This is a genomic window from Klebsiella sp. HMSC09D12 (assembly GCF_001808475.1).
GTDB lineage: Bacteria > Pseudomonadota > Gammaproteobacteria > Enterobacterales > Enterobacteriaceae > Klebsiella > Klebsiella oxytoca.
In genome coordinates this window covers 149,427-162,174 of sequence record NZ_KV793495.1, presented here as the reverse complement: position 1 = coordinate 162,174, position 12,748 = coordinate 149,427, and the positions used below count along the sequence as shown (strand labels likewise).

8 protein-coding genes and 1 tRNA gene are annotated in these 12,748 nt (G+C 55.2%); 2 read left to right on the top strand and 7 right to left on the bottom strand.

The annotated features are described in order from the left end of the window. The first annotated feature begins 7 nt into the window (after window positions 1-7). Together yejM and HMPREF3178_RS20345 are read left to right on the top strand one after the other, a co-directional pair. Window positions 8-1,768, top strand: coding sequence for an LPS biosynthesis-modulating metalloenzyme YejM (gene yejM, locus HMPREF3178_RS20350; protein WP_004114147.1), 1,761 nt, complete (start codon window positions 8-10; stop codon window positions 1,766-1,768). 77 nt (window positions 1,769-1,845) lie between these two features. Continuing rightward, a tRNA-Pro gene (locus HMPREF3178_RS20345) sits at window positions 1,846-1,922 on the top strand. A 359-nt stretch (window positions 1,923-2,281) separates the two neighbouring features. On the opposite strand, the gene HMPREF3178_RS20340 is transcribed toward HMPREF3178_RS20345, so the two are convergent. The 7 genes from HMPREF3178_RS20340 to HMPREF3178_RS20310 form a co-directional block, all read right to left on the bottom strand. Further along, complete coding sequence (locus tag HMPREF3178_RS20340) at window positions 2,282-5,494, bottom strand: ImcF-related family protein (RefSeq protein ID WP_070585460.1); 3,213 nt, start codon at window positions 5,492-5,494, stop codon at window positions 2,282-2,284. A 172-nt stretch (window positions 5,495-5,666) separates the two neighbouring features. Then, a complete protein-coding gene (locus HMPREF3178_RS20335) occupies window positions 5,667-6,806 on the bottom strand; it encodes a hypothetical protein (protein WP_070585458.1) in 1,140 nt (379 codons plus the stop codon). Continuing rightward, the gene (locus HMPREF3178_RS20330) at window positions 6,803-7,069 is read right to left on the bottom strand and encodes a PAAR domain-containing protein (RefSeq protein ID WP_016809482.1); all 267 of its coding nucleotides are present in this window, start codon (window positions 7,067-7,069) and stop codon (window positions 6,803-6,805) included. Before HMPREF3178_RS20330 ends, HMPREF3178_RS20335 begins: the two co-directional genes overlap by 4 nt. A 6-nt stretch (window positions 7,070-7,075) precedes the next feature. Next, window positions 7,076-9,541 carry a T6SS phospholipase effector Tle1-like catalytic domain-containing protein gene (locus HMPREF3178_RS20325; protein ID WP_070585456.1) on the bottom strand — a complete coding sequence of 822 codons (2,466 nt, stop codon included), beginning with the start codon at window positions 9,539-9,541 and terminating at the stop codon, window positions 7,076-7,078. Next, window positions 9,529-10,059 (bottom strand): DUF3304 domain-containing protein, encoded by a 531-nt coding sequence (locus HMPREF3178_RS20320; protein WP_049128287.1) that lies wholly within the window; start codon window positions 10,057-10,059, stop codon window positions 9,529-9,531. The genes HMPREF3178_RS20325 and HMPREF3178_RS20320 overlap by 13 nt, the downstream gene beginning before the upstream one ends. A 93-nt stretch (window positions 10,060-10,152) precedes the next feature. Further along, the gene (locus HMPREF3178_RS20315; RefSeq protein ID WP_227628287.1) at window positions 10,153-10,959 is read right to left on the bottom strand and encodes a DUF4123 domain-containing protein; all 807 of its coding nucleotides are present in this window, start codon (window positions 10,957-10,959) and stop codon (window positions 10,153-10,155) included. Window positions 10,960-10,974: 15 nt separating this feature from the next. After that, the coding region (locus tag HMPREF3178_RS20310; protein ID WP_070585475.1) for a DUF2345 domain-containing protein at window positions 10,975-12,748 on the bottom strand (1,774 nt) is incomplete at its 5' end.

Below are 12,748 nucleotides of genomic sequence, written 5' to 3'. Positions count from 1 at the left end.
ACAGTATATGGTGACTCTTCGTCAGCCCTACCGAGAAAAAGTCTCCCAGATGGTCAGCTGGGGACACTGGTTCGCCCTTTTCAACATGTTGTTGGCTATGGCGCTCGGCAGTCGCTATCTGTTTGTCGCCGACTGGCCAACGACGCTTGCCGGGCGCCTTTTTTCGTACGTCAGCCTCGTTGGTCACTTCAGCTTCCTGGTCTTTACCAGCTATGTGCTGATTCTTTTCCCGCTAACGTTTATCGTTGTCTCTCAGCGCTTAATGCGCTTTATCTCGGTGGTTCTCGCGACCATCGGCATGACGCTGCTGTTGATCGACAGCGAAGTATTCACCCGTTTCCACCTGCATCTTAATCCCTTTGTCTGGGAACTGGTCATTAACCCCGATCAGAACGAGATGGCGCGCGACTGGCAGCTGATGTTTATCAGCGTCCCGATCATCTTCCTTCTGGAAATGCTCTTTGCGACCTGGAGCTGGCAGAAACTGCGCAGCCTGACGCGCCGCCGCCACTATGCCCGGCCCGTTGCGTGGTTCTTCTTTATTTCTTTTATCAGTAGCCACCTGGTCTATATCTGGGCGGATGCCAATTTCTATCGCCCGATAACCATGCAGCGGGCCAATCTGCCGCTTTCCTATCCAATGACGGCGCGCCGTTTTCTGGAAAAACACGGCCTGCTCGACGCGCAGGACTATCAGCGCCGTCTGGTAGAACAAGGCGCGCCGGAAGCCGTTTCGGTGCAGTACCCGCTTAGCGAACTGCGTTACCGCGATCTCGGTACCGGTTATAACGTGCTGCTGATTACCGTCGATAATCTTAACTACTCGCGCTTTGAGCAAAACATGCCAGCGCTGACCGGCTTCGCGAAAGAAAACGTTAACTTTACCCAGCATATGAGCTCCGGTAACACTGCCGACAGCGGCATGTTTGGCCTGTTCTATGGTATTTCGCCGAGCTATATGGACGGCGTCCTGTCAGCGCGTATCCCCGCAGCGCTGATTACGTCGCTGAATCAGCAGGGCTACCAGTTGGGCCTGTTCTCTTCTGACGGTTTTAGCAGCCCGCTGTACCGCCAGGCGCTGCTGTCCGATTTCTCGCTGCCGGCGGCGAAAGCGCAAAGCGACGAGCAGACGGCAAACCAGTGGATAAACTGGCTGGACCGCTACGCCCAGGACGAAAACCGCTGGTTCTCATGGGTTGCGCTCAACGGCACCGCTCTGGATAACGGGCAGCAGCAAAACTTTGTCCGGCGCTACGCCAGCGCCGCTGGCGCGGTCGATACGCAAATTGGTCGCGTGCTGAATGCGCTGCGCGAAGCGGGCAAGCTGGACAACACGGTAGTTATCGTGACGGCGGGCCACGGTATGCCGCTGAACCCACAGCATGACGCGTTTGGCTGGTCGCGCGAAGAGCTTCAGGTTCCGTTGGTGATCCATTGGCCTGGCACCCCGGCCCAGGAGATCGCTACGCTGACCGATAATAAAGACGTGATGACGACGCTGATGCAGCGCTTACTTCACGTCTCCACACCGGCGAATGAGTATTCGCAAGGTGAAGACCTGTTTAGCGCCGCCCGCCGCCGCGCCTGGGTTACCGCAGCCAATAGCGATACGCTGGCTATTACCACGCCGAAGGTTACCGTCGTGCTCAATCACAACGGTACCTACAGAACATGGAACAGCGACGGCGAGAAAATTAAAGATCAAAAACCGCAGCTCAGCTTGCTGCTGCAGGTGCTGACCGATGAAAAACGCTTTATCGCTAACTGATTGATTATTTATAAATCAATCAGTCATTTCCCGGCTTGCATTCGCCCGGGGAACGGGTAATATTGTTCCCCACAAATCGGCACGTAGCGCAGCCTGGTAGCGCACCGTCATGGGGTGTCGGGGGTCGGAGGTTCAAATCCTCTCGTGCCGACCAAATAATCCCAGTAAAACCAGCCTTTTAAGGCTGGTTTTTTTATGCCTGTTTTTCGAGCGGGGTGAAATTGGGGTGTTTCGTTCAGCGCAGAGGCTTACAGATACTGCCGCCGTTTCAGATAGCGAACAAGCCCCCTGCTACCGGACATACATTCGTGGCATCGCGCTCCGGGCATCTGCTGAAAGATTTTCGACATATCAAGCCGATCGTTTCCCGTCAGGATGTAAATGCAGTGACGCGCCAGTTGAGAGAATGCGCTGCACGTTGTCCAGTATCGGCAGACCTGGCTGATGACTTCTTCTTTCTTTTTTATTTCTGTCCAGCGTCAGGCGCTACGATCGTGGCCGCCGCCGGGTTCATTATTCACTCACCTTCCCCGCGTCGTATTCCTCTTCATCCGTGCGGCCGGCTGCCGGGACACCGGCGCTGAATATCTGCGCCGGCAGCCTGAAGTTGCGCAGTTTCAGCAGCGCCAGCGGACCGTCGCCCAGCTCCGTGCGCAGCAGCCACTGCAGCTGCCGCCTGTCCGGCGCGGTGACGGTCAGCCGGTACAGCCCGTCCCCCGCTTTCTGCCGCGCCATCGGCTCCAGCATCCGGATGACGCCCCACGGGCCGCTGTGGTTTGCATACAGACGGCTTCCCGCCGTCGTTGACGTCCAGGTCAGCATCGCCCCCGGTTTATTCATCACCCCCGGCCAGCGGAAGCGCTGCCAGTCGGCCAGCTGGTTAAAATAGTGCAGCGTCTGCCCGTCAAGCGTCAGCGCTGTTTCCACCACTTCCCGCATCGCCACCCCCTGCATCTCAAAGCTGATGCCCTGGCTGCCGTCGGTGAACAGGATATCGGACAGCTGGCTGAGCTGGTTCACCGCGTTCAGGAAGGCCGGGCTGAAGGTCAGCCCCTGGCTGCGGGTGCTGTCCGCCACCCAGTCGCTGCCCTCCCGGCGCAGCACCCCGCCCAGCTCCGTACTGAGAAAACGGTCAATACGTCCGGTATCGCGGCGGATAAACGCCGCCAGCATCGGCAGCGAAGCGTCGCTCTTCCCGGCCGCAAAGGGATAGCGCCCCTGAAACGCCGCATTCCAGTTCGCGACCACGGAGCGCTGCCACGCCTCGTTCAGGCTGGCCGCCGACGGCTGCAGTACCGCCTCCCGGGCCTGAGTCAGCGGCTGAACAAACATCGTCTGCCCGAAACCGCGCCACGCCTCACCGAGGCTGGCCGCCACCAAGGTGCCGTACTCCTGCGTGTCGGTCAGCTCCACGCTCCGGCCCCGGAACACCGTCTGCGCCAGCTGCTGCATCATCGCCTGCGGGTCGGCGGCGTTCGCCACCTGCTGAAGTTTCAGGCGCACGCGGGTGATGCGGGTGAGCCAGGTCTGTAAGCTGAGCGAGCTGTCGGCAGCCATCACCTTCTGCGCGCTGTTTTTGCCCGTCAGGGTCAGCAGCGGGCCGAAGGTGCTGTCCAGCGGGCCGCGAGGACCGGCTGCCTGCTGGTCAATGACCGGCTTTTTATCCTTACCCGGCAGATTTTTCGCCGTCCTCACCAGGAAATCAGAGAGAGCCTCCCCCTGCTCTCCGGTCTGCCCCTGCCAGGCCAGAGTGTTCATCAGCGCAATCAGCGGCGACTGGCGGACATCGCCGGTCAGGGTGAGCTGGTCGGTGACATCGGTAATGTTGTGCGCCGGATTCAGCCGGATGCTGTTAAGGAAGTTCAGCCACGCTCCGGCAAAATCGGTAAAGTAGCGGTTCGTCAGCCGCTGTTTCAGCGCCTCCGGGGAGACATCCGTGGACACGGTGTTACGGTTGTCGCTCAGCACCCAGTCGATTTCATCGCGCCGCGAGGCCACGGCGGCGTCGATGGCGTCCTGAATCCCGCCTTCCCACGCCTGGCGGGTGAACATTCCCGGCACCACCTCGCCCGTGCTGAACAGACGGCGGGCGTCGGTCTGCGGCGTCATGTCCTCAAGCGTCATATCGGCATAGTTGCGCCGGACGGCCGTCAGCATGTTCTCATAGAGCGTGCTTTCGGCGTTGCGCTGGCCTGCCTGCTCCAGCAGCACCCTGCGCACCTGCGCCACCAGCGCCGCATCCGGCGTGATTTTCCATGACGGCTGCGCGGGCAGGCTCTGCATGTAAAAGGTGTGCAAATCCGGCGCCATCTCCTGCCACAGCGCCGGGGACAGACCCGGACGGGACGGTTCGGCGGTTTTCATCACCTGCGCAAAAAACGCGGCGTCCGCCTTCTCCGGGTGCGCCATCATCAGGTACGCCTTCAGCTGGTCGTAGCCCCGCTTCGCCCGTTTCTCGCGCAGCGGACTGCGCGGCGGCAGGTCTGCCAGCGCGTTCAGCTGCTTTGTGAGCGCCTGCGCCGCCGCATCGCGTATCAGCCGGTTATTCGCCTGCCCGTACCACGGCATCAGGGCCGCCAGCAGCGGGGCGTTATGGTCCAGCCCGAAGCGCTGATACCAGGGCGCGCCGTGCGCCTGCTGATGCTGTAACCGTCCGATATCGTTACGCAGCGCCTGCAGCGCCATCAGCTGTTCATCATTCACCGCGGGAGAGCTCACCAGCAGCTGCGCCGCGCTGACAATATGCTGGCGGTTAACGGCGAAGGAGACCAGGCTGCCCGCCCCCCACAGGGCCATCAGCGACAGGGCGATAACCCCCGATGCGCGCTGCCAGGGCAGACCGGCCCGCACGCCCCGCGCCTGAGCGCAGTCCGCCGTCACTCCCTGCCAGACCGCCGGAGCGGACCAGCGGTGAGGATGTGGCGCCTCCCCGGCGGTCGTGTCCGGCGCCAGCGGCGGGCTGAACATCAGGCCGCGCAGCGGAACGCGCTGCAGGCGCTCCGTCAGCCAGGGCGTCAGCAGCGTACGCCAGCGGGCAATGCCGCTCCCCTCAAGCGTGCGCCCCAGGCGCAGCAGATAATCATGGGCCGGGTCGGCGCACAGCTGCTGCATTCCCCTTTCCCCCAGGGACGGCAGAATGGCGCGGAGTTGTTGCGCCACCCCCTCCGGCGTGGCGCCGGGCGGGAACAGCGCCCCCACCGTCTGACTGATGCGGGTATCCTGCGGCCAGGCGCTGTCAGTCACCTGCCACAGGTACACCGGCGGCTGCCAGCGCAGGGCCTCCCCGACCTGCTCGAGGGTGCGAAGATGGTTATCCAGGCTAGCGCTGGTCGCCTGCGCCTCATCAAGCGCCAGCACGATGCCGTCCAGCGGACGGCTGCGGCGCAGCTTGCGCAGGGCGGTCAGGCGTTCAGTATCCGGCGCCGATGACAGAGTGCCGCCGTAAATCAGCACCGTGCGGTGGCCTTCGAGCCACTGCTTTTCCGCCAGACCGGGGGCGATGGCGGCAATGTGCGCGGGTTCACCGGCCACCAGCAGCAGGCGGACTTTGTGGCGCCAGAAACGGTTATAGCGGCGGCGGAGATATTGACGCAGTTCAGTAAGATAATGCGAATTTGCATCCAGGGTTTGTTGATGTGTGGCGGGTCCTGGATGATAAATCTTGTTTAAAGCCTCGGCTCGCGCCAAAGCATTCCACCCTTGCAGAATAAAAGGTGATAACCACATCAGTAAAAACCACGCTCCTGCAAGGTATAGCAGGAACATTTGTAATGTGAAGGGAGGTAAACCGAGCGCGTCCTTTAAAAACCAATACAGGCAACCAATAATCACCAGAAATAGAGTGATCGTAACTGAACACCAGATGAACTGGCGAAAAAGAGAGCCTTGATGTTCCTTATCATTTATCAATGGTAATTACTCCAATAATACATTTACGCATTTGATCCTGGGCTATCCATCCACATGATTGCCCAGCCTCAAGGCTTCTGAAGGCAGCCATAGAAATTGCAACAAATGGGGACATTTGCTGCAGGTCCCCCCAATATGGGGCAAGGATGTGTTCCAGCGTCGGCCATCCTCCCGATTGCAAATATTCTGCTGCACGGTTATTAAATGACAGACAGTGTTCAGGCGGAGAAGTCATAAGGGAAATTTTTTCAACCTGCCTGGTTAGCATCAGGGCGGTTTCATCTGGAGTATCCTGCCGTTCAGCACGTTGCACGATAACTTTTTTTTCTACCCCGACGCACCAGACAAACCCTGCTTCTCCGGTAATCTGCGTAGAGTCGATGTGGCTCGCCGAATAAATGCCAGCACACAGTAATCTATTTTTATGCCGGGAGAGACGATGGTAATGGTCGATAGCATCATCTAACTGATCGATATCGTTCAGCGGTAAAAGCGGCTGCTGAAACTGCCATCCTGAATCACATAACGTCTGCATAAACTGTTGCCCCGCTTGTGACGAACCACACCAGTACAACGCCTGAAATACTGGAGGACATGAGCTTTTTAATGCGTATGTCTCAATCAACGTGCGCACTAAATGTCGAGTTAATGCCGCCTCCCGGCGCCAAATGTCGTTTTCCAGTATTTGTGGGCAACGCAAAACCCTGAAACCATGCTGGGTTATTAAATATTCTGGCGGAGAGCTATCTCGCGCCAGAGCAGCCAGATGATGCTCTGGTTTATCACCGCCCGGCCCCAGCAAACACCATGGTTCTATCGGAAGTCCGGCCGCTCGTTGCCGCCACCATCGCACTTCCTCCTGCTGCAGTATATGGCGATAAGCCCGTTGGTTCCCTGAAGCCACCTGATAAATCAAGACTCGTGCAGCAAACAGAAATCCGATAAAAAGGGTAGGAAAAACGGCAGTCCAGAACCAGAATTCTGCAGTATGGGTGACCTTGTCTAAAGGCCATAACCAGAGGATAAAAAATGTAAACAGTAAATTACCCCCCAGCCATGCCACTCCCCAGCGTTTTTTACAGGGGGGAACAACTCCCCGGTAATCAGGATAAAGCCGCGGATATTTCATAGCGCGATATCCATCTCCTGTAATGAACTCACCAAAGCGCAACCGCAGGTGCAACGGTGTCCATCCAGAGCAACAGACTTACCATCAATCATGGTTCCTGCTGCTCCCTCAATAATTGTTGTAGCTCCATGCTTATTGCACTGCACCGCATCCCCCACGCGGGCAATAGGCTTGCCAAAAGCAAGATATTTCCCGGATAAGACAGTTCCACCATATTCCCGTAAAGTATCGCCCTGTCGGACTATTTTTTTTAACGCGCTCATTGCCGGCTATCTCCTGTTACTGGCTGGCTCGACAAAGTTATTTAAATTTTCCACCAGTTCATCCAACTGTTTTTTATCACTCGCTGCTTCTTGCTGATTATAAATTTTGCGTAACTGGGTAACATTACGCGTGGGGAAAACTATATTCACATATAGCGGAACCTGGCATATCATTTCGCCATTGATATCGGAAACAGGACATGTTTGCATAGAAGACATATGCCTTACTTTCTCGACCATGCCACGGATAACTTTCCCGCCCATTTCACGGATCTTTTTATTTCTGGCAGCGATAGCCTCATTCTCCAGCTGCTGCGCCTGTGCCGATAATTCCATGCCGTCTTTCATGACGTTTCCTAACTTATCCACACCCCGATCCACTGCGGCAAATGCTTTATTTTCCTCAGCAACTAAATAAATATTTATGCCAATAAGCACCTCGCCACCTTTTTGGCTCATTTTTAACAAAGAAGTCTCTTTATTAGCATCATCCCCGCTATAAATGGTACGGTAGCGAAAATAACCCGCCCACAGTTCGCGATACCCCAGACTAGATTGCATAAACCACGCACGTGAATCATGAATATGATCGTCATACAACTTACAAACTTGGGCATAGTCATTATCATCGGTAATCGCGCCACGATCGTCTTTAAAGAGTATTCCTTTTAACGAGTTAGCCGCGGTTTTCATCTGCGTATATTCAGCCGCCTGATCGTCAGGATCGAAGATGTACGTAATCCTCCCACCGATGCCATCAACCAGCATCTGCCATCCACCGCCAGTGTTATTCCGCGTCATGCCTACCGTGTAAGGAGAGAGAGCGTGATAATCTGCACGAAATTCGTCCGCTGCCTGCTGCAACTGCTGCTGATCGAGAGCAGGTTCGAATATTGGTACTCCCGGCGTATCCGGTATTATCTTGCGAGCCTTTTCACGCTCTTTCTGTTTTTCATCACGCGCCCTCTCACTTGCGTCACGGTGCTGCTGGTCCGTATCCCCACTATTCCATGCCGCTTCCTGATAAAAGGACTGACGCTGGTAACTGCCATTCGCAAAACGTCCTATACGCCAGGCAGTTATCCACGCCATCTGCTGTTCAATCACATTTTCCAGCGCATGCTTCAGGTCAACAGGTTGATAACCAGAGGTGGCGTTCTGCGGCAGGTCTGGCTGCAAAGTGGTGCGCCAGGCATTGAAGCGCTCGATAAGCGGTTGTTTGATTTTAAATTCCTGCAGAACGTCCTCACTCATATTCCGTGAAGGCTTACGCGATACTAAATCGGGCGGGATCATCTGTTCCGGTACCATCAGGGGGGCGCCCATAGCAAAGGCTGCGGCATAAAGATCGTGCAGCACAATCTGCGAGAGAATCAGCGCATCCTCAACGCTCTTCCCCTGCTCCCCCCGGGCATAGCCGCCGCCCACGTCAGAGTGAACACCAGGGTAAACCACCTCAAAGGTACTGGCGGGGTAATTTCCCTCCGTGCGTCTGACAGAATCGAGCGGAAAGCACAAACGCTGCTCGTGAGCGGAGACAAAATGGCAGCAGCGCTGAATAAATCCGGGGAATTGACTTTCATCCGGCAGCGCCAGATTATCATCCGCCCACGCCATATGCCCCTGAAATCCAGGGGCTATGCGTGCAATCCCTACCGAGGCCACGGTGTCGCAGAGACCAAGAAACTCAACGGCTATCGGCCAGCCCAGCAGAGTGGGTTGCGGAGTTTTCTCCTGTAGCAATGCCGCATCCAGGATGTCCGTTAACCAGTTCACAAAGGCGCGCGCCTCGGCGGCGCCGCGGGAGAAACCGTAGATAAACAGCTTGATTTTGAGGATTTTCGGCTGATGGGTTTTCGCTCTAGCGCGCAGTGGGGCAAACAGGTGACGGAATACGACCTGCCGCCTCATCGTTCTTATTGGTTTGTTTACTTTCGCCTTGCCTGCCATGTCCTTTGAAAGAGACTGTGCCAACCCCTTCGCTTCGCTATCACCCAGACGTTCTCCGGTTAATGTATGCCTGACGGCATCGACAATGCGCAGCAGTGCCCAATTAATTCGCGCCTCTCCCCCCGTGGCATATCTTAACCCCGCATCGCTAAAATCCAACTCGCCAATTTCCGGAAAAGCAGTCCCCACACCGGGTATATAGTAGCTATAATATCCGCTATCGATATCTTCAAGCGCCGTATGATAAAGTCGGGCGATATTGCTGGGGTTCGGTCTTTTTGCCTCAGCGCTTGCTTTTTCATTATTATTAGTGCCGTCAAAAAATAGGCTGACATGCAGGCTTTTACAACAAGGAGGGGTATTATTAAGACCATTTTGCGCATTCAGCGTTAGTTTAAACTCCTTCTCCTCACGTGTCTGTAAATCTACATTGGCTTGTACCAAGTCAATATTTTTGGGCAACCGGCCTTCAGCGGGGAAATACGGAGGTGCTAAAACCGACCTGACATTCATTTGGGGCATTGCTCAGGCTCCTCCATTTCACGGGGCTCTTTAATCGGATATTCAGCGGCACCATATGTTTTGCAAGAGGCAGTAACCTTGATTTGATTACAGGGCAAAAAATGGACGGTTAATCCGCATTTCCTGTCACCGTAGTCGGGGATATCGACTGTGGTGTAGTGTTTAACCCTCCCCTCTATAACTTTTTTTTCCCATGCCTTATATTTCTCCCAATCCTCATATCCAGGAAAGTTGATTATGTCTGAAGTCGTACTGACCACCCACACAACATCAGCCTTTAAACCTGGTCGCCATTTATCAGGCAGGGAAATGCAACAAGCTCCTCCCTTTTCCCCGAAGGAACCAATATTCGGCCCGATACTGCCGTTGACGCTGAAGCCGGGAATCTCCTGGCGTGTATGGTTAACCCCACGCAAATCACCGCTGCTCCAGGTTTCCGGTTGTTCACAACTGGTCAATAATAATGCCGCAAACAAAAACAGCGTATAGCCCCTGCATTTAGTAAGCATCTTGATCATATTTATTTTTACTCTTTGTCTCACTCATGTAGGCGCATGCTGGCTTTAGGATACACACCAATGAATTATGCGCGAAAAATTACAGAGCCATTATTAATCAGGTCTCTTCTTTTTATCGATGGTTTGCTGTTCACCCCCCCCTCCCGATAAATACTCACTAAAAAAGCGCTCATTATCAAGCGGTGTTTCTTCATCCATCATCTGCAATCGCTGCCACAAATGATTAAATAATGTTTGCTTTGTAAACTCAGGATGCCTGAAGTGATATTTTCTGATAAATCCTTCGATATCACTAATCATACCTAATTGGCTGTATTGAGCATCGGTAAGCGTTAGTAATGTCGTCTCGCTAAAGTTATATTCACAGTTTTCACCCCGAAACCAGACGGATTGCCCATCGCGATTACGCCAGCTCCATAGTTGCGCAATATGTAGAAAATAATTTTTTTGTTGCTCAGTCAATACTGACGTTACCAACGCCGGGAATACTCGGGTATCATAAAATCGCATTAAGCCCTTACGGCCCTCCCATTCCGCAATAATCAGGTTCTGCAAATGTTTTGCCAACGAACTAAAATCACACACAGAAAAAAAGAGCAATATTCGCGCCGGATCATTATATTGCCGAAGTAAGGCTGACAACCACTCTTTGTGCTGCCATACATCAATACATAATTGCAAAAAAAGAGGCGCATCTTCAATAAACTCATTTTCCGGTTCATTCTCTAATAGCGAAACCCAGGCAATCTGCGGTTGAAACCGCATCAAATCATGAACTAAAGAGGGGGCATCCCCAGCCTGATCCACAATAATATTTACTGACACGGTATCCAGACAAGCACACACTTGTTCGATCTGTTTTAACCAATTTAATATTGAATTATCAGTATCTGCGTCCATTTGATATCCTTTTAGTTAGCGAGGGATAAATCCAGCGGCAGCTTCCTGTGCTTTACATAGACACTCTTTACAAATCGATTGTGGGAGTTCTGGTAATGGAAAGTCCTGCCTTGTCGGGCCTTCAAATACATGTTTTCCCTTAAGGCTTAACAAACCAGGCCCATGTATTTCAATTCGACCATCGGGAGACAACCGAATATACGCGCCACCGCATGCCAGGGTAATCCCATTTTTGGCTGTCAATTGCAAATGGCCCTGCGTGGACTGAATAGTAATATCTTTGAGCGCAGTAATAGACAGAGTATCTGCATGCGATTCCAGTTCGCAAGGCCCCTTACCAGAGACAATCCTTACTCCCTCTGTTTGAGCTAATAAAGAAATAGCGTAATTAGCATTAAGCGCAATGCGTTTGCTGCTGGCAATATGTACTTCGCCCATACTTTGGGCATAGAGTGCTTTCCCCGTCTGTAGCATCACTGTATCCGGACTGACAATCCCTACTCCAGCAGGGGCTGTCAACAACATAGCGGGTTTTTGAAGCCGTTCGGCCGCTTTTAAATAGTCACGTAAGCATTGTGCGTCGGGTTGCACGTTATGATGACTCTCAGCAATCTCTCCCCACTCAGTAGCCTGATGAATAGCACCTTTAACAAGGCTTATTGCTGACCCCATCTCAAGTACCTGCCCCTGCGCTTTCATCTGCGCATCAGCGGTGATGAATATCCCTTTCCCGGCCCGTATCGCTCCGTAGCTGTCGGTACGCAGCTCGAATCCCTCCCCGCGCGGCTGTTTTCCGCCGTCCACCAGATGCCCCAGGTTCAGCTGGCTCTTGCCGCCGTACTCCGTGCTGACCTTGATGTGCTCTTTTCCCCGCGCGTCGTCGAGGCGGATTTTGTTGTTCGCCGGCGTGCGCAGCACGTTACGTTTATAGTTCCGGATGGTGACAGGGTCCGGCTGCGCCGAGTCGTGCAGGACACCGGCTATATACGGCCGGTCCGGGTCACCCTGTTCAAAGGCGATGGCCACCTCGGTGCCCGCCAGCAGCGGCAGATGCAGGCCGTACGTGTCACCGGCATACGGGCGCGCCTGGCGTACCCACAGGCTCTCTTCTCCCGGCTGCCAGTGGTCGCGGTCGAACAGCAGGCTGACCCTGTAACGCCCGTCGCGGTCGATATGGCCGTAGATATCACTGCTTTTCGTGCTGGTGACCCGCGCCGGCAGCGTCCCGGCCATCACCGGCCTGGCGATAGTGGCCGGGCGGAAGCCGTAATCTTCTAAGTACGGGATGGCGTGGAAGGCCACCTCAAAACTGCGGTCGCGCCGGGCGCGGCTGTGGAGGTGGGTTATCACCACCCCCTCACGGAAGGTGCCGGTGACCTCTTCGCCGCCGCTCACCTTCAGTTCCTGACCGGGGGCGAGCGTCGCGCAGCTGCTCTTTCCGCTCAGCCGGGTCTGGTCGTTCAGGTAGCGCTCGTGACGCAGGCGGGCATAAAACGCCCCGCTCTCCGGCGCCGGGTCGCGCGGATGGCTGTCGCCCGGCGTCAGGTAGTTATCCCCCCAGTGGTACGCCTCGCCGTAAGTGGTGCTGTCGCCCCGGCTGACATCGATGCTGAGGCTCATCTCCGCCGGCGCGTTGCGGTAGTTATAGTCCCGGGTGAACACCGACTGCGGCACCACGCGATGCCGGCTTTTCAGCGCCCACACCGACTCGGTACCGCTGTCGTGCTGGCCGGAGGGCGGCACCGACGGCAGAATCAGCCCCTGCCCGTCGTGCCGCTGGTCGTCGTAA

Excerpts from the sequence above, each read along its gene's own strand:
- yejM (WP_004114147.1), top strand. The coding sequence starts at position 8 with ATGGTGACTCTTCGTCAGCCCTACCGAGAAAAAGTCTCCCAGATGGTC.
- HMPREF3178_RS20340 (WP_070585460.1), bottom strand. The coding sequence starts at position 5,494 with ATGTGGTTATCACCTTTTATTCTGCAAGGGTGGAATGCTTTGGCGCGA.
- HMPREF3178_RS20335 (WP_070585458.1), bottom strand. The coding sequence starts at position 6,806 with ATGAAATATCCGCGGCTTTATCCTGATTACCGGGGAGTTGTTCCCCCC.
- HMPREF3178_RS20330 (WP_016809482.1), bottom strand. The coding sequence starts at position 7,069 with ATGAGCGCGTTAAAAAAAATAGTCCGACAGGGCGATACTTTACGGGAA.
- HMPREF3178_RS20325 (WP_070585456.1), bottom strand. The coding sequence starts at position 9,541 with ATGCCCCAAATGAATGTCAGGTCGGTTTTAGCACCTCCGTATTTCCCC.
- HMPREF3178_RS20320 (WP_049128287.1), bottom strand. The coding sequence starts at position 10,059 with ATGATCAAGATGCTTACTAAATGCAGGGGCTATACGCTGTTTTTGTTT.
- HMPREF3178_RS20315 (WP_227628287.1), bottom strand. The coding sequence starts at position 10,959 with ATGGACGCAGATACTGATAATTCAATATTAAATTGGTTAAAACAGATC.